At 38.1% G+C, this 21,357-nt stretch carries 22 protein-coding genes; 14 read left to right on the forward strand and 8 right to left on the reverse strand.

From position 1 onward, the window contains the following. The first annotated feature begins 41 nt into the window (after positions 1-41). Genes MSBR3_RS09275 through MSBR3_RS09285 form a run of 3 tightly spaced genes read left to right on the forward strand, consistent with a single transcriptional unit; the run spans position 42 to position 2,424 of the window. Entirely contained in the window at positions 42-935 is an 894-nt protein-coding gene (locus MSBR3_RS09275; RefSeq protein WP_048107701.1) for an energy-coupling factor transporter transmembrane component T family protein, read from the forward strand. Beyond that, positions 932-1,699: an ABC transporter ATP-binding protein gene (locus MSBR3_RS09280; RefSeq protein WP_048107703.1), complete on the forward strand. Its 768-nt coding sequence runs from the start codon at positions 932-934 to the stop codon at positions 1,697-1,699. The genes MSBR3_RS09275 and MSBR3_RS09280 overlap by 4 nt, the downstream gene beginning before the upstream one ends. Then, positions 1,699-2,424, forward strand: a complete 726-nt coding sequence (locus MSBR3_RS09285) for an ABC transporter permease (protein WP_048107706.1) — start codon at positions 1,699-1,701, stop codon at positions 2,422-2,424. The genes MSBR3_RS09280 and MSBR3_RS09285 overlap by 1 nt, the downstream gene beginning before the upstream one ends. A gap of 270 nt (positions 2,425-2,694) precedes the next feature. Here MSBR3_RS09285 and MSBR3_RS09290 read toward each other — a convergent pair whose 3' ends face one another. The 4 genes from MSBR3_RS09290 to MSBR3_RS20225 all read right to left on the reverse strand — a co-directional run bounded on the left by MSBR3_RS09290 (position 2,695) and on the right by MSBR3_RS20225 (position 5,472). Further along, the gene (locus tag MSBR3_RS09290) at positions 2,695-3,699 is read right to left on the reverse strand and encodes a phosphate signaling complex PhoU family protein (protein ID WP_080942265.1); all 1,005 of its coding nucleotides are present in this window, start codon (positions 3,697-3,699) and stop codon (positions 2,695-2,697) included. Between the two features lie 862 nt (positions 3,700-4,561). Continuing rightward, positions 4,562-4,927 carry a DUF5518 domain-containing protein gene (locus MSBR3_RS09295; RefSeq protein WP_080942266.1) on the reverse strand — a complete coding sequence of 122 codons (366 nt, stop codon included), beginning with the start codon at positions 4,925-4,927 and terminating at the stop codon, positions 4,562-4,564. 83 nt (positions 4,928-5,010) lie between these two features. Next, positions 5,011-5,322: a SemiSWEET family sugar transporter gene (locus MSBR3_RS09300; protein WP_048107711.1), complete on the reverse strand. Its 312-nt coding sequence runs from the start codon at positions 5,320-5,322 to the stop codon at positions 5,011-5,013. 6 nt (positions 5,323-5,328) lie between these two features. After that, positions 5,329-5,472, reverse strand: a complete 144-nt coding sequence (locus tag MSBR3_RS20225; protein WP_155396776.1) for a hypothetical protein — start codon at positions 5,470-5,472, stop codon at positions 5,329-5,331. A 141-nt stretch (positions 5,473-5,613) separates the two neighbouring features. Here MSBR3_RS20225 and MSBR3_RS09305 point away from each other — a divergent pair, with 141 nt between their 5' ends. The 5 genes from MSBR3_RS09305 (at position 5,614) to MSBR3_RS09325 (ending at position 9,062) form a co-directional block, all read left to right on the forward strand. Next, positions 5,614-6,033 carry an HIT family protein gene (locus tag MSBR3_RS09305; protein WP_048107713.1) on the forward strand — a complete coding sequence of 140 codons (420 nt, stop codon included), beginning with the start codon at positions 5,614-5,616 and terminating at the stop codon, positions 6,031-6,033. A gap of 170 nt (positions 6,034-6,203) precedes the next feature. Continuing rightward, positions 6,204-6,431: a sulfurtransferase TusA family protein gene (locus tag MSBR3_RS09310; protein WP_048107715.1), complete on the forward strand. Its 228-nt coding sequence runs from the start codon at positions 6,204-6,206 to the stop codon at positions 6,429-6,431. Between the two features lie 20 nt (positions 6,432-6,451). Continuing rightward, positions 6,452-6,871, forward strand: a complete 420-nt coding sequence (locus MSBR3_RS09315; RefSeq protein ID WP_048107717.1) for a DsrE/DsrF/DrsH-like family protein — start codon at positions 6,452-6,454, stop codon at positions 6,869-6,871. Positions 6,872-7,095: 224 nt separating this feature from the next. Beyond that, a complete protein-coding gene (locus tag MSBR3_RS09320; protein WP_196297057.1) occupies positions 7,096-8,262 on the forward strand; it encodes a cysteine desulfurase family protein in 1,167 nt (388 codons plus the stop codon). Positions 8,263-8,426: 164 nt separating this feature from the next. Beyond that, complete coding sequence (locus tag MSBR3_RS09325) at positions 8,427-9,062, forward strand: iron-sulfur cluster assembly scaffold protein (RefSeq protein ID WP_048107719.1); 636 nt, start codon at positions 8,427-8,429, stop codon at positions 9,060-9,062. A 160-nt stretch (positions 9,063-9,222) separates the two neighbouring features. Here the strand turns inward: MSBR3_RS09325 and MSBR3_RS09330 are convergent, their stop codons facing one another. Both MSBR3_RS09330 and MSBR3_RS21035 read right to left on the reverse strand, forming a co-directional pair. Beyond that, on the reverse strand, positions 9,223-11,367 hold the full coding sequence (locus MSBR3_RS09330) for a catalase (protein WP_230627336.1): 2,145 nt from the start codon (positions 11,365-11,367) through the stop codon (positions 9,223-9,225). A 528-nt stretch (positions 11,368-11,895) separates the two neighbouring features. After that, a complete protein-coding gene (locus MSBR3_RS21035; protein WP_230627340.1) occupies positions 11,896-12,156 on the reverse strand; it encodes a transcriptional regulator FilR1 domain-containing protein in 261 nt (86 codons plus the stop codon). A 1,109-nt stretch (positions 12,157-13,265) separates the two neighbouring features. On the opposite strand from MSBR3_RS21035, the gene MSBR3_RS09335 reads away from it, so the two are divergent. From MSBR3_RS09335 to MSBR3_RS09345, 3 genes are read left to right on the forward strand one after another with little or no spacing between them, the layout of a single operon-like run. Then, positions 13,266-14,228 (forward strand): lysylphosphatidylglycerol synthase transmembrane domain-containing protein, encoded by a 963-nt coding sequence (locus tag MSBR3_RS09335; protein WP_048107721.1) that lies wholly within the window; start codon positions 13,266-13,268, stop codon positions 14,226-14,228. Further along, the gene (locus MSBR3_RS09340) at positions 14,204-15,334 is read left to right on the forward strand and encodes a glycosyltransferase family 4 protein (protein WP_048107723.1); all 1,131 of its coding nucleotides are present in this window, start codon (positions 14,204-14,206) and stop codon (positions 15,332-15,334) included. The genes MSBR3_RS09335 and MSBR3_RS09340 overlap by 25 nt, the downstream gene beginning before the upstream one ends. After that, positions 15,300-16,025 carry a polysaccharide deacetylase family protein gene (locus MSBR3_RS09345; protein ID WP_080942267.1) on the forward strand — a complete coding sequence of 242 codons (726 nt, stop codon included), beginning with the start codon at positions 15,300-15,302 and terminating at the stop codon, positions 16,023-16,025. Before MSBR3_RS09340 ends, MSBR3_RS09345 begins: the two co-directional genes overlap by 35 nt. 299 nt (positions 16,026-16,324) lie before the next feature. On the opposite strand, the gene MSBR3_RS09350 is transcribed toward MSBR3_RS09345, so the two are convergent. Beyond that, positions 16,325-16,642: an ArsR/SmtB family transcription factor gene (locus tag MSBR3_RS09350; RefSeq protein WP_230627343.1), complete on the reverse strand. Its 318-nt coding sequence runs from the start codon at positions 16,640-16,642 to the stop codon at positions 16,325-16,327. Positions 16,643-16,779: 137 nt separating this feature from the next. Continuing rightward, positions 16,780-17,064: a hypothetical protein gene (locus MSBR3_RS09355; RefSeq protein WP_048107726.1), complete on the reverse strand. Its 285-nt coding sequence runs from the start codon at positions 17,062-17,064 to the stop codon at positions 16,780-16,782. 689 nt (positions 17,065-17,753) lie between these two features. Here MSBR3_RS09355 and MSBR3_RS09360 point away from each other — a divergent pair. The 3 genes from MSBR3_RS09360 to MSBR3_RS09370 all read left to right on the forward strand — a co-directional run bounded on the left by MSBR3_RS09360 (position 17,754) and on the right by MSBR3_RS09370 (position 21,074). After that, on the forward strand, positions 17,754-18,455 hold the full coding sequence (locus MSBR3_RS09360; protein ID WP_048107728.1) for a class I SAM-dependent methyltransferase: 702 nt from the start codon (positions 17,754-17,756) through the stop codon (positions 18,453-18,455). Positions 18,456-18,588: 133 nt separating this feature from the next. Further along, positions 18,589-20,322 (forward strand): hypothetical protein, encoded by a 1,734-nt coding sequence (locus MSBR3_RS09365; protein WP_230627346.1) that lies wholly within the window; start codon positions 18,589-18,591, stop codon positions 20,320-20,322. A gap of 308 nt (positions 20,323-20,630) precedes the next feature. Beyond that, positions 20,631-21,074, forward strand: a complete 444-nt coding sequence (locus MSBR3_RS09370; protein ID WP_329956807.1) for a GNAT family N-acetyltransferase — start codon at positions 20,631-20,633, stop codon at positions 21,072-21,074. Positions 21,075-21,357: the final 283 nt, after the last annotated feature.

Here is a 21,357-nt window from a genome sequence, read left to right on the forward strand (position 1 = left end):
TGGATAATATAAAATATTAAAGGGACGCGGGGTGATATGACATGATAGGTGCTAGATCAATTGCAGAACCGACAATTAAGGATACAGTTATTCATAGGATGGATCCAAGAGCTAAGATTCTTATTCTGATTTCCATAGTTTTTGTCGCTGTATCCCTGGATAACCAGAAAACAATGTTTTTATTGTTTCTTACTGTACTCTCAGGATTCGTACTTGCAAAAATGCCGGCAATAAAGATCAAGACCCTGGTTATATTGCTCGTACTTTTGATATGGGGAACTATTTATTCACAGGCTCTCTTTTATTCTCAACTCCCGAGAACTGTTATTTTTACCATAATCCGTCCTGAATTCCCGATTCTGGGCTGGTTGACAGGCGGCGGACTGTTCGTATATGAGGAAGGATTTCATCACGGCGCAGTTCAGGGACTTAGATCGGCTTCAATCCTTTCTCTTGGGCTGTTGATGTGCTGGACCACGGACTCGAGAGATATGTTAAATGGCCTTGTCGGACTCAGGGTTCCTTACAGCGTAGCTTTTATGGTAATCACAGCAGTAAGATTCTTACCAATAATAATCACCGAAGTAGCTACCGTGATAACAGTCCAGCGGCTCAGGGGATTTAATCCGAAAAAGTTCGGGTCAGGAATCATAAAAACATTACTCAATATATTGACTCCGACTCTTGCAAACTGTGTACGGAGAACCGGAACCCTTGCAGTCTCGATTCAGAGTCGAGCTTTTCGGGCAAACCCGGACCGGACATCTCTTAAAAAACTGGAGTTCTCGAACACTGATAAGATAGTGGTTACAGTCTGTGTTTTTACAGCCATAAGTGTTGTGATTATGAAGCTTATTTACAATATGTATACAAGCGGGATTTATTATACTTCAGGTTTAAGACCTGTTTATGCAATTGCAGGAGGATACCTGTGATAGAGATAAAAAAATTATCCCGATCCTTTGGAAACCTGGTAGCTGTGGATAATCTGGATCTTGATGTTGAAAACGAGATCTTTGGCCTTCTTGGCCCCAATGGAGCAGGCAAAAGTACGACAGTTATGATGCTTACAACTCTACTAAAACCCAGCAGCGGTACTGCAAAAGTATGCGGATACGATATAGTAAAAGAGTCAAAAAAAGTAAGGTCAAAGATAAGTTATGTCCCTCAGGATATGGCAGTTGACCGAAAACTTACAGGCAGGGAAAATGTACAGCTTTATGCAAAGCTCTATGGCATCCCTAATAGAAATTCAAAGGTAGATGAAGTGATTGAAATGATGGGGCTTTCAGAGCGTGCCGGCGACCTTGTAGCAACATACTCCGGAGGAATGAGAAGACGCCTTGAACTTGCTCAGGCGCTTGTGCACGAACCTGAAGTTTTGTTTCTGGATGAGCCGACACTTGGACTGGATGTAAGTGGTAGAAAGAAGATATGGGAGCATATCAGGATGCTTAAGGCCGAAGGGATGACCATCTTCATGACTACACATTACCTTGAAGAGGCAGAAAAATACTGCAACAGGGTTGCCATTATTGATAAAGGAAGAATCGCAGTTGTTGGTTCTCCTGAAAACCTGACAAGCTCCATCGGGGAAAATGCCTCCCTTAATGACGTTTTCCTTGAGAACGTTAAAACCCCTGAAGAGCAGGCAGGGTTTAATTCGAACCAGTTTAGAAACCTTCTGAGGCGTAGATAATGAGAGCGGTATATTACTATTTTGAGAGGGATCTCGTAAAATGGCTAAGAGGAAGAATAAATGTAATCTCTTCACTTATGATGCCTGCAGCCTGGCTGGTATTTGTTGGACTTGCCCTGCCCACGAAGTTTACTGATAACTATCTTCAATTTATTACTCCTGGTATCCTTGTCATGACGACGCTTTTTTCCTCCCTTCAGGGAGGAACTTTAATGATTTTTGACAAAATACTAGGTTTTTTAAATAAGTTCCTTGCCATGCCCTCTCCACGAGAAAGCATGTTGTACGGAAAAATCCTATTTATCAGCGTAAGAGGCCTGCTGCAGGCAACGGTGATACTCCTTATAGCTACTCTTCTTGGTGTAAGAATATTGAACCCTGTGAATATAGTTCTGATATATATTACATTGTTTTTATTTTCGGTATTTTTTTCTGCTCTCTCAACTATGATAGGACTGTATTTAAGCGACCATGACAGTTATTCGGCTGTCAACAGTATGATCAGCATGCCTTTATTCTTCACCAGCAGTGCACTCATGCCCTATGACGTCATGCCTGCCTGGTTGAGGACTCTGGCCAGGCTTAACCCGGTAAGTTATGCAATAGACAGCACAAGAACTCTGTTTGAAGGAGGAATACCTGTTCATGGGCTCATAAGTCTGGCTATAGGAGCCGGAATTATGGTACTTCTCGGGACATACCAGTTCAGGAAAGCATTTGTGTGAAAAAGAGGAACGAAAGTAAAAGGAAGCAAAATATGGACAAAGGGAATAGAAGAGCAACAGAGAAAAAATTTAGAAATAGAATAGAAGTAGAAAAGTAGAGAAAAGTAGAGAAAAGTAGAGAAAAGTAGAGAAAAGTAGAGAAAAGTAGAGAAAAGTAGAGAAAAGGGGTAGAGAAAAGGGGTAGAGAAAAGGGGGTAGAGAAAAGTAGAAAAGAAGTAAAGAAAAAGAGAGAAAAGTAGAAAAAAAAGTAGAAGTCCGAACCTTTGAGGTTTAAACTCTTTTAATATTCATGTTAATTGCAACTTCTGCAATATCAGCACTGTACTCCGAAACCCGCCTGAGACTTTCCAGGATCATACTGAGTTCAATATTACCCGAACCTTCGCAGTTCTGTGGCTCCAGAGAAACTCCAAACTGGGAAACTTTCTTGGCTTCTACAACGATTTTATTAATAGCCTGCAGGTCTTCTTCGGTCATTGAGTCTATCGAGCTTTCGAAAACCTTGCAGGAAAGCTCGGCCATCTTGAAGATAGGATCATCGGCAGTGACTCCCAAGTCCATTTTCAGGACACTTTTTGCAATCTTTACAGCATGATCTCCCACACGCTCGATACTTTTCGTAATAAGTCTGTATCCCAGGCATTCTCTAGGGTGCCGGATTCCAATCTTTTCAGATAGCTCGATATCTTCAATAGAAGCCTTTAGCTGACGGACAGCAAGAAGATAAAAGCGATCCACATCGTCGTCTCTCTGAATGACATCTTCAGCAATCTCTACATTGTGATCCCTGAGAGCAGTCATGGAGTCTTCAAGCATGGAAAGCACAAGCCCATACATATTTCTAATTACCCGGGTAAGGGGAAGGTCATTGTAGTTCAGAAGACATTGGAAGACCAGTTCGTTCCTAGATTCTTCTATAAGTTCAAGTCCTATCAGTTTCTGACGCACAGAATCTTTGATAAACTTACGGTCATAGGCACTGAAGCCTTTTTTGGTAGTCAGTCTGATAATGTCGTAGCCTACAAGATAATGAGAAATAAGAATCCTGAGATTATTTTCTGCACTGTCGGAGTGAACATAGTCAATGGTTGCATTAAGGGCGGAATGTTCCTTTGAAACCGCACTGGAAGAGACAAGCAGAGTTTTATTAGGCATAGGTGTGAGCGTAAGGGTGTCACCGGCTTCAAGCCCTATATCTCGGACCCATTTTATAGGGAGGGACACAATATAGGTAGAGTTTCCGGTAAACTGAACTTTTCTTTTATCCTTGGTGATAAATAAACCCCCTAGGGTATTTTAGTTAATCTTAAGAGAACTATATAGAGAAAAGTAATATATAAAGGTATCTTAGAAATAGAACACTAAAATGATAAGTAAAACATGATAGCTGTGTCTAATTATGGTATATAGGATCAATTACAGAATCATAGAAAAACATAGAGTTAGGCTAAAAGTTCGGTTATAAAGGTAGATATAAAATCAATTTTTAGAAAGACATTTTTTCTCGTAAAACTCTTTTCTTACAATAGGTACAAAACAATTCTGTATAATACTATATTAATCACTTTCGAGTAACGATAAAAACCGATTAATCAGGGAACAACCTGGAAGAAAGTAAGTATGAAAAACCGCTGAAAAGATAATTAAAATAAAGAAAAAAATGGTTAACAAAATAAAGAAAAAAAATGGTTAACAAAATAAAGAAAAAAAATGGTTAACGAGAGATCAAAGATGATAAATAAAGAGAACTAATTAACGGGAAATCAGCAGTGTAGCGAATTTTCTGTAGATTTAGAGTCAAGTTTTTGTATGCTGATTATACTTTAGTTCTCTTGTTGTTGGATTCTCCAACTGCTAACTTATTAAAATTTATTATTTTATAGAAAAATTGACACATCACCTAAATTTCTGTGTTTTAATCTAGATTTTCTTATTTTAATCTAGATTTTTGTATTTTCATTATACTCTAAACTACTATGTTTTTACTATACTCAAAATTATTGTGTTTTTCTTTTAAGTTTATACAAGTGATATTCTTCAGGATTAGAGATGTTTACTGTTGAATAAACATTATTTTGCAAACATTCTTAATATCTTATCTATTCCTGAAGTTCACTTTAGAAGTAAGACCCTAATGTCAAAATTTTCCTCTTTCAGCCAGAACAGCCCCAATTACCGAACCAATTATGCCTATCACAGCGGTATGAGCTACGATGACAATGGTAACTATAAATGCGGAGGCAGCTATAAGTCCTCCAAGTACAGGGGCGTCTCTGAGTATCGATCCAAGAATTCCTCCAAGAAGAAAACCCGGAATAATCATGAAAACGGTCATCAGAACTCCGGTCTTAAGCCCTTCTCCAGAACCTCCGTCTGCGTAATAACCTCCTAAAAGACCTCCCAGAAAAGGAGCTATGGAGTTTACTAATGGAATGAAATAAAAGACAAAAGTACAGACCATACCTATGAGTGCTCCACTTAAAACTCTTGCTATTATCTTCACCTCCCACAGTAAAGAACGTACAAATCTTATGTTATAATAAAATTGATTTAATCATTCATAAATATATAGCTAAACATTAAAAATTATTTTCTAAAAAGAGACAAGTTCTTTCCAGATTTTCCATACTTATTACCAAAGTTAAGGACAAAACCCAAATAGTCATTTTTAATCTTGAGCCCTAGCAATAAGAAAGCAAGTACGAAAGAAATACTGTTTGCAGTGATCAGGGCTGGATCATTTACCAGGATACCGTGGATCATCCAGAGAAGCATGCCTGAAGTAGAGCAAATTAGCATCATCAGGGATACATCCTTTGTAGACCTGGTAGTCAAAGCTCTTAGAAGCTGTGGAGCAAAAGCTACAGTTGTCAGTGCACCTGCAATATAACCGATCATTTAATTTCACTTCCCGAATTTAGTTAAGATGCCCCAGAAAAAATAGAAAATCTCTGAGAGTTTCGATGTAACCGCAACAGGATGGTACTCTTTTTCTAGATTTGCGACTCTGCAGCCCAGTTCCATCTCGTGATGAGAGGTTCCTTTCATTTAGTTCAAAGGGCTAAGGCTCCAGGTTCAACCATTTAAGGAACAATTACTTAAGTAATTTTTTTATTTACATATAGAATTTGCGAAAGAAACATAACCCTGATATAAGCGTATCTCGTAAAACTCTACTGGGATATGGTTATGACAGAAGACTGCCTTTTTTGTAAAATAATAGAAGGAAAAGTTCCTTCAGAGAAGGTATATGAAGATACTGCCGTTTTTGCATTTCTTGATGTTTTTCCAGCAAGCGAAGGGCATACACTGGTAGCTCCTAAAAAACACTTTAGCAAGTTTACGGATATGGATGCGGAAAGTGTTGCTTCGCTTTTTGAGGCTACAAGGAAGATTACGGCTGCAATCGAGGAGGCATTTTCAGCAGAGGGATCGAACATTGGAATCAATGATGGAAAAGTAGCCGGGCAGGAAGTTCCCCATGTCCATGTCCATGTTATTCCCAGGAGAAGAGGAGACGGTGGGAGAGGAATAAAATCAATAGTATGGACTGAACCTGATACTGCCAATTTGAAAGAAGTTGCGGAAAAGATCAGGAGATCGCTCTGAAAAGAAAGCTCACAACAAGAGAAATAGTCCCCAGACAGAACATTTCCCAGATAGGGTTTTCAATACGAAACGATAATATATTTTTTGGAATATAATGAATTTAAGGAAAGGCAGCAGGCAGAATTGTTGTCAGTACCCTTCCGGTTTCTCTTACTTTGGGGGTAAGAACAATGGCAGAAATGGAAATTGATGTTAGAGGGCAGACCTGCCCTGTTCCTCTGGTAGAATGCAGAAAAGCCTTAAAGAAAGCCTCTCCAGGGGATCTTGTTATTGTGAAGGGAACACATCCGGCATCAAGAAAAGAGATTCCTATGGCCTGCGAAGCAATGGGTCTCACAGTACTGGAAATTGAAGATAAAGAAGGAGGTAAAGAGTGGGAGATTAAGATCCGGAGATAAGCCGGAAGGGGAATGAAAACATGGGGGAAAAGACTGTCATTATCCTGCATAGCGGAGACATGGATAAGGTATACAGCGCACTTATAATTGCAAACGGAGCTCTTGCAATGGGTATGGAAGCCTCCATATATTTTACTTTCTGGGGGTTAATGCGCTTGAAGAAAGGAGAGCTTGAGAAGGGGCCACTCTCCAAGATGAATATGCTAGGGCTTGGCAGGCAGATGATCAAACAAAGAATGAATAAAGCCAATGTTGCTTCACTTGAAAGGCTGATGAATGATTTCAAGGAACTTGGCGGAAAAATAATCGCCTGCGAGATGACCATGGAAATTATGGGCTTGAGTAAAGAGGAGCTTCGCACAGAGTGGATAGATGAATGGGGAGCTGTAGGTTCGTATATTCAGGAAGCTCGGGACGCAAACGTAACTCTCTTTATTTGAGGTTTGGAAAACTCTTAGAGTTTGAGTTAAAGCTTAAAATATCACTATAATATGAGTTTTTCCATGGTCTGACCTGAACTAGATGTATCTTACTAAGCAAATATCACTATCCAGGGATTTATTACCACTAATTTATCGGATTAAAATCCAGAAATTTACTGGAGACTCTGAGATTTAACTGTAAAATCTAAAATTTGATTATTTCAAACGGGGAGGGAGAAGAAATATTCGAGAATATAATATATCTTGACAATGCCGCATGCACACGATTGGATGAGCGGGTACTTGAAGTAATGAAACCTTATTTTTTTAATATCTATGCAGTTGCAACATCGGAATTTGGCTATTCTATGGGTATTGAAGCAAAAGAAGCACTTGCAAGATCCCGAGAAAGCATAGCTTCAAAGCTTGATGCAAATTCAGAAGAGATTATCTTCACTTCAGGGTCCACTGAATCAAGCAACACTGCGCTTAAAGGCGTTGCCATGGCTCTTAAAGAGAAGAAAGGAAAACATGTTGTTGCCTCGAAGATAGAAGATTTTCCTGTGCTTAATACAGCAAAAGTTCTCGAAGGACAGGGTTTTAGTGCGACTTTCCTGGATGTCGATCCTGAAGGGTTTGTGGATCTCGAAGAACTTAAAAACGCTATAACAAAGGAAACTGTTCTTGTTTCAATTCAACAGGGAAACCAGGAAATAGGGACAGTACAGGATTTGAAAGCTATCTCGGAAATATGTGAAGAAAAGGATGTGCTCCTGCACACGGATGCTACTCATAGCTTTACTCGGCTACCTCTCAATGTAAAGGAATTGCCTGTGGACCTGATCACTATGTCAGCCCATACCATCCACGGTCCAAGAGGAATAGGTGCTCTTTACATCAGGAAAGGTACCCCAATAACCAAATTTATGGATGGAGGTTTCCAGGAATTTAACCTGAGGGCAGGAGTGGAAAATATTCCATCAGCCGTTGGTTTTGCAAAAGCTGTAGAACTCGTAACCGAAGAGGAAAACAAAAGGCTCAAAGCAATGAGAGATCGCATAATCGATAAAGCACTCTCTGAGATTCCGGAAGTTACCCTCAACGGGAGTCGGGAAAAACGTCTACCTCAGAATGCAAACCTGACTTTTCACTATGTAGAAGGCGAATCCGTAACTTTGCACATGGATATGAGAGGTTTTGCAGTAAGTACGGGTTCAGCCTGTTTCAGTCGTTCCCTTGAAGCTAGCCATGTAATCAGGGGTATAGGAGGAGATCACGAAAGAGCTCATGGCTCAGTACGCTTTACCTTCGGGCGCTATAATCATATTGAGGATACCGATGCAGCAATTGAAGCGATGAGCGAAATCGTGGCAAGGCTCAGGGAAATAAGCCCTCTTGCAAGGAAATGAGTGGAAATAGATGGAAAGCGCACGAAAGGAAGCAGGCTATAGATATTTTAGACGATTTAGTCATTTTAAACGGTTTAATCATTTTAAACGGTTTAGTCATTTTAGACAATTTAAGCATTCTAAACAAAGAAATAGAATATTAGAGAGAAAGAGAGAGTGAGATAATGAAGTTTCCTTACAGTCAAAAAGTGCTGGAGCATTTTAAGAACCCGCACAATGTCGGGCAGATCGAAAATCCTGACGGAAAAGGCCTCGAAGGAAGCCCGGCTTGCGGAGACATGGTAGCGGTTTACATTAAGGTCAACCCAGACACCAAGGTTATTGAGGATATAAAATTCGAATCTTACGGCTGTGCATCAAATATTGCTACTGCTTCGATTATAACAGATCTTGCACGTGGAAAAACTCTCGATGAAGCAAAGAAAATAACATGGAAACAGGCTTCGGAAGAACTTGGGGGACTTCCTCCGATTAAAGCCCACTGCTCAGTACTTGCAGTTGAGGGCCTGCGGGCTGCAATCAGAGATTATGAGGAAAAACACGGGCTTATAACCGAGAAAGAGCCTACTACCGAAGAGGTTATCAGAAGCAGGTTAAAACACGTTATGAACCCTCTGACCGGTCTTGACATAATTCGTACAAACCTGATCCTGAAAACGAGCATTGAAAATGGAGTTGTGAGGGTAGTTGTAGACCTGCCTGCAAACCATCAGTTTGCTCCAGCAATAAAAGAGGATATTATGGAAAAACTGGGATCTTTGTGGGATGTCGAAAGGGTTGATGTAATATTTACAGCCTGAATCTTATATTTAAAGCCCGAATCTTATATTTAAAGCCCGAATCTTATATTTACAGCCTGGTTTTTACGGTCTGCTCTCAGATGAAATCTGGTCTAAAGATCTAGAAAAATGAAGAGAGGAGAGTATTTTCTCCTCTCAAATGAGTTTAGCTCAAACAAGTTCAAGCTGGAACCTGTTCCTTATTCTCTCTGTTCCAATGTCGGTGGTTTGCAATCGCAGTAGTGAAGGATTTGCTAAAAGAACTCCGATCTCCTTTACTAACATCAGTCACGACACCTTTATCGGAAATTAATGGAATATCTTTGTCAGCCGACTCTTGCCCTGCAAATTGTATATCGGGAAGGTTTGCAGCTTTGAGTAACTCAACTCCCTCACCGGTTGCTCCCAGAGGCTTGCAATGCCTGAATGCTTCATTAACGAAATGTATAGCATCTCCCTGCATCTTCAGAGTCTCTACATTCTCTTTTCCTCCAGGAATGTATACGGCATCATACAATACCGACGCTGTGGTGACATAGCTTTTATCAACCTCGAGTTCCTCCCCGCTTGAACTCTTTAACATTCCCTGGTGTTTAGAGATAATATAGGCTTTTGCTCCGCCAGCCTCTAAAGCCTGCATTACCTCACTGACATCTTTATGATCATATCCATCTGCAACAAGGATAGCAACTTTTCTGGTTTTAATAGTGTTCTTCACGGTGTGTTCCGAACGCTCCTGGCTTACGTTCGGAGATTCTTTCGTGACCGATGACCCTCCTTTCTGATCGGGGGCAGGGACACCTATTCCTTTTGCGATCTCGATTGCAAGATCTCCGTCTACATTATTGAACATATCAACAATTGCTTTTCGTATACTCTTATCCTCTACTTTCCCTATTTCAAAATGGAATGCGTCTATGATATGTTTCTTTTCAGGCTCCGACATACTATTCCAGAACAATTTGGCCTGACTGTAAAAGTCTTTGAACTTCTCACTGCGAGCACGGATCTTTCTACCCTCTACTTTTTCCATATAATGGACATATCCGCCTTCTTTGGCGGAGGCCGGCCGTGGAAGGTTTTCCCCTACCGTATTAGGGAAATAGCTTGTCTTACCTTTGTTTATCGTTGTGCGGTGATATCCTTCCCTCTGATTATTGGCTATTGGTGCCAGTGGCCGGTTGATTGGAATTTCCTGGAAATTCGGGCCTCCCAGGCGGATCAGTTGAGTGTCGAGATATGAGAAAAGGCGTCCCTGAAGAAGCGGGTCGTTGGAGAAATCGATCCCAGGAACCACATTTGCCGGACAGAACGCAACCTGCTCGGTTTCAGCAAAGAAATTGTCCGGGTTACGGTTAAGGGTCATCTTCCCTATCCATTTAATGGGTACATCCTCTTCAGGCCAGATTTTGGTGGGATCAAGAATATCAAAGTCAAATTTAAACTCATCCTCTTCCTCCAGAATCTGTACTCCAAACTCATACTCCGGATAGTCCCCCATCTCAATTGCTTCCCAGAGGTCTCGCCGGTTAAAGTCGGGATCTTTTCCTGCTATCTTCTGAGTCTCATCCCAGACAAGCGAGTGAATGCCAAGCAGAGGTCTCCAGTGAAACTTTATAAATCTTCCCTTGCCTTCTGCATTAATAAAACGGAAGGTATTAACCCCAAAGCCCTGCATCATCCGGTAACTCCTGGGGAGTGCACGATCTGAAAGCACCCACATAATCATGTGCGCATTTTCGGGATGGCAGGCAACGAAATCCCAGAATGTATCATGGGCTGCAGAAGCTTGAGGCATCTGGTTGTCCTGTTCAGGTTTAATTGCATGAACAAGATCAGGGAACTTGATTGCATCTTGAATAAAGAAAACAGGAATGTTATTGCCGACAAGATCATAATTTCCGTCTTCAGTGTAGAACTTTGTTGCAAAACCCCGAACGTCTCTTACAGTATCAGCCGAGCCTCTGAAACCTACAACAGTAGAGAATCGCACGAAGACAGGTGTCTTCTTGTTGGGGTCCTGCAGAAATTTCGCACTCGTGTACTCTATCATAGGCTCATAAACCTGGAAATACCCATATGCTCCAGATCCCCTGGCATGAACAACCCTTTCCGGAATTCGTTCATGGTCAAAATGAGTTAATTTTTCCCTGAAGTGAAAGTCTTCAAGTAGGGTTGGCCCCCTTTCCCCTGCCTTGAGTGAAATATCAGTGTTACTGACCTTAACGCCCTGATTTGTAGTCAGAAACTCACGCTCAGGATCTTCTCGAATTGTTTCCAATTGTTCGTCTTTGCTTTTCTCATCGACCATTCTCTTTTTTTCCACCCTACAACACCTTCCCTATTTATTCTGATTTTTAATTTAGTGAGTTTTATTAATGTTAGAACCCATATTTTCGGGACTCAAATACTGGAGTTTATACTTTCACGGACTCTTAATGGAAGCACGATAGATAGTGGCGGGACTCAATGTAAGTGATAACCATGCCTGGAATAAAAAATTCTAGTCCGTCCATGAAGCGTATCTTGGCGGGCAGCCAGAGAATAACTTAGCTCTATGTAGGCTGGAGCTTCAGTTAAATTTACAACTTACAACTGAGTGCACATACATATTCAACTTCCCCTTTTCGACTTCCCCGTTTTTAAATTGATTTAATATTATATGAGCGTTATTACAATGAGATCAATTATTTAGTTTCGAGAGAAATTCTCCGTCTGGAAGAACAAGAGGATAAACTTAATAATTTATTTATTATAATATTTAATAAATTTATTTGATCGGAAATTTGGTGGGAGAATAGTAATGTAATAAAATGGTAATAGGTTCAGTGAATGAATAAAAAAGAGATAAATTTCATAAAATAGATAAAGATGAAGATACGGACTTTGACCTTTCCTTATAATACATGAAAAGTTCCTCTCCCCATTTTAAAGCCTGAAGCTCAAAGGCAATTAGAAATCGAGTCGTTAATCTTCCTTTTTTATCCAGTAGAGATAGAATAAATACCTTATCAGTTATAATCATTGATATGGGTTTTAAGTCACTTTCATATACCAAAAAATCAGAAGCCTTGCTACAAAAAACGCTTTTTATTTCTTTTTTATATTCGATCAAGGCTTTGTTAATGATAGGGTTATTTATTTTTAAAATTGGGATATCGGAATGATATTCAGTCTGGAAAGCCTCTAGGACTTTTTCTGTAACAATTGTTGTAGCTTCGATATCCTTTAAATATATCCAAAAAGAAATAAAAGAGAAAAAGGATGAAATATTGAAATAAAAGACATTATACGCTTAGAACTAAGAAAGTGAGGGGATATACAGGAAAATATGTAACAATTATTTTTTGGAAAATTTCTACGATATTTTAACATCTACCTTAGCGGGTCTGCTGAGGGAATTTCTTTTTAAATTGCCTGCACTCCGTACATTTTGAACCCTTACCTTCAAGGACCCTATAAAAATTTCTTTTCTTCTACCTTGTCAAACATCTCAGCATTGTTAAGTATTTAAAATTTTCAGGAATATGTAGTCCTGAAGGACAGGATATACAATAATAGTAGCCAGTACAGTTATTAACTCTTGTTTTTTACCTGTAGATTTTCTATACTTTATAAATCAGCTTTTTCTTCTTTGACCAGGAATTAAGGAGAACCATTCAGTTTTTCTTTTTTGACCAGGAATTAAGGAAAACAATTCAGTTTTTCTTCTTTGACCAGGAATTAAGGAAAACCGATTTAGTTTTTTCTTCTTTGATCATGGAATGAGGAAAACTATTTTCTGAGAGTTTACGTGACTCTTCATTAATCAGATCGGACAAAGAAGAAGTTTGGGAAAAAGAACAATAAAAAGACTATATTATAAATGTTAGGTTTAATTCGAAACTAAAATATAGAGTTAAATCTAGAAAAAACGATGATGACAGATATTATATAAAAAGAACCTAAAAATAATAACTGGATCATGTAGGAAATAAGAAATACTTTTTAATGCATTATAGCCACGGGAATATAGAGATATGATTTTGATACATGGCACTTAATACGTAGTATTTCATGCGTAAAAAAAGAATATTTTAAATATGTCTTTTTCAATTTGAAGAAGTACCGGATCCAAAGTGCAATCAATCCCAATTCATGGAATAGTCCAGACAGGAACAGATTTTAATTATAAAGAATATACACAGAAATTCCATTCTTAATCCCTAATTGAAGGTGTACTTTTTGAACCAGGGAATGTTGAAGAAAGCCATTGTAATTCTCTTACTGATTGCAGTGGGAGTATTTCTTGTCCGTGCTTACTGGACGGAGATTGTATCTGTTTTTGGAGAGAGCTTGAAAATGCTCACTGAAACACGGATTCGATATGTTATTCTGGCGTTCTCAGTTTACCTGCTGAGTGTGTATTTATTTGCGGTCCGCTGGCAGCAAGTGCTCTCCCGCATTGGTTACACTCTTAAAGCTACGGACCTTCTTCCCATTCTTTTCGGAGCAATTTTTGTTAATAACCTGACTCCAGCGAATCGGACAGGAGGAGAACCCTTGCGGATGTTCTGGGCTAATAAACGCTTCGGTATAAGCTATACTGACGCTTTCATAACGATCCTTTTTGAAAGGCTCGTTGAAGCTATTCCCATTATCCTGCTATTATTCTATGTGTTATACCGCTTTCCCTCTTTAGAGATTAACTTCCTGCCTCAGAAAAGCATCTTGACGTTAAGTTCAACTTATTTACTGATCCTTGCCTTCCTTGCAACCGGAATACTGATATGGGTTTTCCGGGAAAAATTTACTGTCTTTCTTAAAGATATACAGCAAAACTGGAAAAAACTCAATAAAGCCTTTATTCCTGTTCTCCTGTTATCTTCTGGGGTCTGGATTCTTGATGTAATACGCCTTCAGCTTATCTCTATGGCTCTAAATCTTCATCTCCCCCTATATATTGTTGCATCAGTTTCAATTTTTTATCTCCTACTTGGACTTCTGCCAATAACCCCAGGAGGACTTGGAATAGTTGAAGGAGGGCTGATCTCCCTGCTTCTATACTTTGGATTACCGCTTGCTTCCTCAGGAAGTTTCGTTTTTCTAGAACGTTTTATTTCTTTTGGGCTCAGCAGCCTGATAGGGTTCCTGTACCTTTTTTACTACGGAGGAAGTGAGATATGGAAAAACATAAAATTGCAATGATCAGTGATTGGTATTTTCCAAAGGTTGGCGGAATCGAGTATTCCATGCATACCCTAGCTAAAACCCTGACCATGCACGGATATGAAGTAAGCGTTATTACAAGGAGCTATCCGGATATTCCTGAGTACAGCAGAAGAGATGGAGTATCAGTGATAAGGGTCAAAGGTAGACCTTTACCCGGACAGAGTCGGTTTCTCATGCCCAGTGCATATAAAGAACTTTTTGGCCTTTTGAAAAACGAAAATTATGAAATTATTAATTGCCATGGACTGGATTCACCCATAGGTATGGCTGCTCTTATTGCATCCAAAAAACTCGGAATTCCCGTAGTAGTCACCAATCACTCCCTAGTAGGAAATACACCATATCGCTCGCTTTTTTATCTTGCAGGTAAATTACTTTTAAAGAATGTTGACGCTGTAATTGCAGTTAGTTCGGCAGTTGAAAAAGACTCTAAACTAATGACAAAAAAACCAATTTACCGAATTTTCAATGGGGTAGATTCTGAGGATAAAATCGTCAAAGTCCCTTTTCCTGTTGATCCTGAAGGAAAACTCGTAATTGTCACTGTTGCACGAATGACAAAGAAAAAAGGTGTTCAGAATATTGTAGACCTTTCCCCTTCTCTTCTGCAAAAATATAATAATTTATTATTTGTAATGATAGGAGACGGTGAACTCAAAGAAAAACTGGAAAAAACGGTAGAAGAGTTAGGTATATCCAGAAATTTTTACTTTACAGGGGAAGTATCCAGGGAAAAAGTGCTGGGGTATCTGGAACAGGCGGACATCTTTGCCCTTCCCTCGATTAATGAGGCTTTTGGGATTTCGATTCTGGAGGCAATGTCAAAAGAAGTTCCTGTTGTAGCAATGAATAACAGTGGGGTTTCGGACATTATAACTAACGGTGTAAACGGCTATCTTGCAGACAGTCTTACCGAATTTTCATCCTATCTTGAGAACCTTATAGAAAAACCAACTCTGCGAACTTCCTTTTCCAGGGAGGCTTTAAGAGGGCTTTCAAACTATGATTGGAATAGGATCTGTGAACAAACAATCAGAGTATATAAACATGTCACTTATGAAAAATATCACAATAACCGTTGATGTGGAAGAAGATTGTCCCCCTATGCTTACGAGTACGAGAGGCATGGAAGAAGGACTGCCTGAGTTACTGGACCTTTTCAAAAAAGAAGGGATAAGAGCAACCTTTTTTGTTACCGGGATGATGGCTAAGCAGTACCCTGACCTTATATCCAGAATTCCGGAAGAAGGGCACGAGCTTGGATGTCATGGATACACTCATACACGTTTTGACCGAATGGATAAAGAGGAAGCCAGGCTTGCTCTTAAACAGGCTGGAAAAATTTTAAGGCAATTTGAAAGGAAACTTGTTTCTTTCAGGGCTCCAAACCTGCAATTTCCGAGAGACTATCTTGGACTTCTAGAAGATGAGGGTTTCAGGTATGATTCATCCATTGCAGCGTATAAGCCTCCTTTTCCTCGGAGTAGAATTGAAGGTAAAATAATAAGGATTCCTGCGACGATTACTTCTTCATTTGTAAGACTGCCTCCTGGATTTTTTCTCCCGCTACTCAAGCGCTGGGAATCTCCTGTCATTTTTGTCCATCCCTGGGAATTCGTAGATATGTCAAACACATCCATACGCCTTGACTGCAAGTTCAATACCGGAGGAAAAGCTCTCAACAACATAAAAATCCTGATCCGTGCCTTAAAGTCTCAACACTACAGTTTTTTAACTCTGCAGGAAAGAGCAAATCTTGAAAGACATAAGTAACTGCCTGAAAATATTAGATGAAACTCATTTTCTCATGAAGATACCAATGTTGCTGGAATCCTGCCTTAAAAACCATCTCAGTGAATTATTTCATAAAATTATAATTCAGACCAATATGGTTTTACTATTATAATTTCGTGGGATGTAATTTTATGATGTTATTATTCACGAAATTATGGTTTTATAGTATGATTTCACGAAGTTATAGTTTTATGGTACGATTTCACAAGATCAGGATTTCATAATGTCATATTTTCATACTGAATAATTTTTAAGTTCTAATAAAACAATGAAACAAATTATTCTTCAAGAACTTCCAGAAGCTTCCTGATTTTATCATTTTCTATCGAATAGAGTCTCATTTTTCCTTCTTTTCTTACTTTAATTATCCCCCAGTCCTGCAATTTTGCAAGGTGCATTGAGGTATTGGACTGGGTTCTACCAATGAGTTCAGGAATCTCGCAGGCGCATAGTTCTCCTTTACATAACTCTCCGTTAAAGCCATCGGATTTATTCGCCTTGTATTTGCGCTCAGCCTCAAGAAGAGCCTTGATTATCCTGTATCTTGTATCTTCGCTCAGTGCCTTGAAAAGCTGGACATTTTTTTCATCAATCATATCAATAAACATTGAACTTGAGAATATATAACTTTCTAAAGCTAAAATGGAAAATCAAGTAAATCAAGTACTTGATCGAGATGCATTTAAATAGCCTATAGGATTTAAATAGCCTATGGAATCAGGAATCTTCAATTTCATTTTCCGGCTGCTTTCTTAGCATCTTTTGTTATCTCTTTCATCATCGCTCCAACAAGGTTAGCTTTTTCACAGTGAGAAGCCTCTTTTGGCTTGCAGTTCAGGAGAACGCTCATGAGTCTATCAGCCATCCGGTAGAACTTGAGATCTTCAAGCCGGATCAAAAGTGCGGATAAGTTTTCGCTGAACTCCCTACATTTGTCATGGTTACAGACAGCTTCATCATGCAACTGGCATACCGTTTGCAGATCTTCTATTATTTTCCTTGGGATGTTCTCGACCATAGAAATCGATCCGGTTAGTAGTTATATTAAATAATTTAAAAAGAAGTTGAAAGTATAAAAGTAAAACTTAACAAAGCGAAAAGCGAGAAAGTGAAATATGAGAGAGTAAAGAATCTTCTGGTATCTATTGTATTTACACACATAAGATACGAAGTATATGAACTGTTGACTTAGGTCCATAGTGGTTGGAACATACTTCAACGTGCAACTTACCATAAAGATTTACGATGTTCTATTTATCAGTTTTGGAATAGATACTATCTAACTCAATAAAATAGATAGCATTTGATATAGAATGGATAATTAGTCTATATATTACATTCAAATCTAAGATCCAATGAAAATTTTGGGTATTTATTTCGAATAAATATGAAACAAAATTTATATATTATGCTAAAAGTGTTTAGATGAGTATTAAGAGGTATGCGTTCCAGGAGGATAAACGGTCACGTTCAAATTTTACAGGTAAAAATAAAACTTTAATTTTCTTGGCAATTTGATGATATTGATCCCAGAATCAAATTAGAAAAATATATATATTTATGCGCATATGTGTAAATTCGAAATATATTAATTTCTTTTGCAACTCGCATCAGTTCAATAAATAGTTAAAAAACGGTTAACCTGGAAGTTACCAGATTGCCTGAGAAGAAGTATAGAAAAGAGCAAGATTTAGGAGTCCGAAAAACATGTCAAGATCAAATATCTGGAAAGATTTTTTTAAAGATAAGAAGCATGGAGGGCACAGATATTCATCTGAGGATTTTCTTTCTATGGAGGCAAGGGAAAAATTGTTTCACCTTGATGGAGGTAAAAGACTTCTTGATTTTGGATGCGGGGCCGCAGAACTCCTGACTTACTATGCTCCGGAGTATGAGCAGCTTGTGGGAGTGGATTTTTCTGAATCTATGCTAGAAGAAGCTAGTAAAAGGATTAAGAAAAAAAAGTGCCAAAATATAGATCTAATTCTTGCTGACCATGAAACTCTCTGGGAAAAACTGAACTCTTCTTTTGATCGAATAACTGCAGCCGGTGTAATTCAGTACTTGACATTTCAGGAAATTGATAAATTTATCTCCGATGCATCAAAGTATCTGAATGAAGATGGTAAAATTGTACTTTTTGATATTCTGGACTCCCGCTTATATCCATTATGGAAGATAGGTCTATTCTCACAAGATGCAAACGGTTTCAAAATTTTATGTAAAACAGGTTTCGAGTTTAGGACTGCAATATCTTCAAGTCTGAGAAACCGTCCAAAAGATATTCTTGGATTTGCCCACAATCCTTACACAGTAGAGAAAATTGCAAGTAAGCATGGTTTTAGAATGATTTGCGTACGTTCAATGTATTACGAGTACAAATATCATGCGATAATGTTTCGAGCTTAAAAGGCTGTTCAGACGGACATTAATTAAGGAATATCAAGTTTGGTTAAAAATAATGCAAAATTGGTGTGGTGGTTTAGTGAACAGCCGTAGTCACCTAAAAAAATTTTTTCTAATACCGTTTATATTTGGTAGTTTGTTTATTGGAGGAACTGAAGCTTTCTCCTGTAAGGATACCTCAAAAGTTCATGAGAATATCAATCAAGGCATTCTTACCTTATTTTCACAAAATTACTCCAAATCTAAAAGTGTTCCGAAAAATGTTTTTATCGCAAAACTTCAGGGTAATAAGATTTATGACAAATTATACTCTGTAATTTATGGGATGCTTAAGTCAGAAATTTCTTTAAATACCTCAAAAGCACTACAGTATAAAGTAAGAAGAGACTCCTGTTCATGTCCATATAGTTTGTTTCCGGTTGCGGACACTGTTTTAGAATCCGGAGTAAATGGATATACGGCAGATTTAGTTAAATCTTCGGAAACTTATAGATTCTGTGATGCTGCTTCTATCCCACTAGTTCACTATACAGAACAGCCAAGACAGATTGGATCACTGTACATTTGTAGGTTTGTACCAATGGTTAAATGCACTTACCAAATCTCAATAGATCTAAAGATGGATGACCCACAAAGCTTTGTTGAGCTTAATACACCGGGTTCGAAGTTGATCCTCCATAAAATAAATAATAATATTATATTAGAAAGTTATTTTAAAGATCCTTCCGGGAATATAAGATGCGAATCCATATCCTTTGAGAACACGGGAGAAAGGTCAAATTTTGCAATTATGTTTGATGGGCAAAACAAAACGAATACAATTTTTGCAAAAGATGGCAACTGTATAGTAACACCTTTTTATAATACTGACAGGCAGAGACTACCGTATGTGGATATTTCAAATGGGTACATAAAGCTCACTTCTTTTGTACTTGGCAAAGGAACCTATCTCGATGTTGATATATACAGTATAAGCCAGATTGTAGATAGAAAGCTCATAACTGCAATTGGAAGTAATAGAATGCTGCCTTTCGGAATTGATGGCCCGCATTTTAGAAATACGACCGAACAGGGAATACGCTACCTTAATAGCAAGAAAAATAAAGGAACAATATGGTTCGATATAGAACTCCTTGAACAATACAGCGAAGAAGACCGTGAATACTTACGCAGTCTGGTCATTAATGAGTCTTGGGATGTAGGTGTACATTACTCTAAAGAATTGAATAGTTTTCCGCTAGAACAAGCTTACAAGATAATGAATGAAGGATATCTATACGTGTACGAAATAATTGGGCGAAAACCGACAAGCTGGTGCTCCATGAGAAACAGAGATAATATTCTGCATGCTCGTTATGCATATGAAAACTTAGGGATGCTCTGGAGAAATGGAGACTCGGGAATTCATACGGAGAAATATATTGGAAGTCTGGAAGATAATACCTGGGAATGGTGGGAAACAGCATCTATAGCAGGCATAGTACACCCTGTCTTTACCCACGAACTTGATCTGGATCCGGCCGTAAAATATTCAATTAGTCGCTCAAAGTTTCGAAATTGGGTAGATAACTATGAGTCAAATAATATGTCCATAGTGTCTTTTCACGAGTACGATCAAGTAAGCCGAAACACATATGATGCCAGTTTTGAAAACCTGCAATATACTGAAAATTCTGTTCTTTTCGATGCACACACAAATGGTGGTATTGCCTTTGTAAACGTAAACGTAAAAGCTGGAAGAGATACTCAGATTTACGACAACACATCTGGAAAATTCCTTGATTACGACATAGAACAGGATAATTCGATTACGTTCTGGGTTGAAAACAATCATAGTTATATTATAGAGTTAAATAGTGCCGAATATTGATGGAATAACGGTTCTATACAGGATATTTTCTTGTGATCTACTTTGTTTATTTATGTGTAGTGCTGATACAGCTTTTTATCTAGTGAAAGATAAAAATGAGATATAATTAGGAAAATCTTTCAGCAATAGTTAGAATTGTCTTTGAAAACTTCATTAACAGCATAATTCACCAAGTAAGTGATCTTATGAGCCTCTCAAAAATTTGCATTAAACCCATTATGTATTTAATATATTTTAAGAGACTGATACGAGATGCTATTGGAGCTTTTCTTATAAGGAATTGGAAACAGACGGAAAAGGAGAGCGTGATGCCCATAGAGGATGTTATGCTTCCTGAAGTGTTTAGAATTCAAGAAGAAGGATTTGAAAATCAAGGACAGAACGAACTTATAAAATATTCAAGAAAGCTCAGGAAAATTTTTTATGTAATTAAGAGTCAGGATCAAGTGGTAGGTTACTCGACATACTACATACGATTAATCCCCTCCTTAAAAGGTTTCAAGAAAATATCAGTAATTTGTTCAATTTCGGTGGATAAGAGCTTTAGAAGGAAGGGTTTTGGTGAAAAGTTATTAAAAGAAAGCATTCAGGAAATGAAGTTAAACAAAATAACTTCGGTATTATTGTATGTAAGTGTAAATAATACTTCTGCTATTAAACTATATGAAAAACTGGGATTTCGAATAATAAAGGAAACGAGAAACATTTGTGGTGACAAAAGATGTTATGAAATGGAATTGAATCTTGTCTAATTGTTTTTGGTTTAATCATTATTTATTAAGTTTTTTAGTTTAATCATTACTGGTTTAATTGTTTTTGATTTAACTATTAGTTCTTGATAACTTATTAGATTCAATCATTTTTATATTTTGCCATTTATCGCTTTTAATGAATCTCTATTTTATATCTGGTAGTGTCCTGAATTTTCTATGAATTCAAAGCCAAATTTTTCTATACTGAGCATCATTCAGTTCTTTTAATATTTGATTCTCAAGCCACAAACTTATTAATATTCCGAGTTTTACAGAGAAATTG

This window comes from Methanosarcina barkeri 3 (genome assembly GCF_000970305.1).
GTDB classification, from domain to species: domain Archaea; phylum Halobacteriota; class Methanosarcinia; order Methanosarcinales; family Methanosarcinaceae; genus Methanosarcina; species Methanosarcina barkeri_A.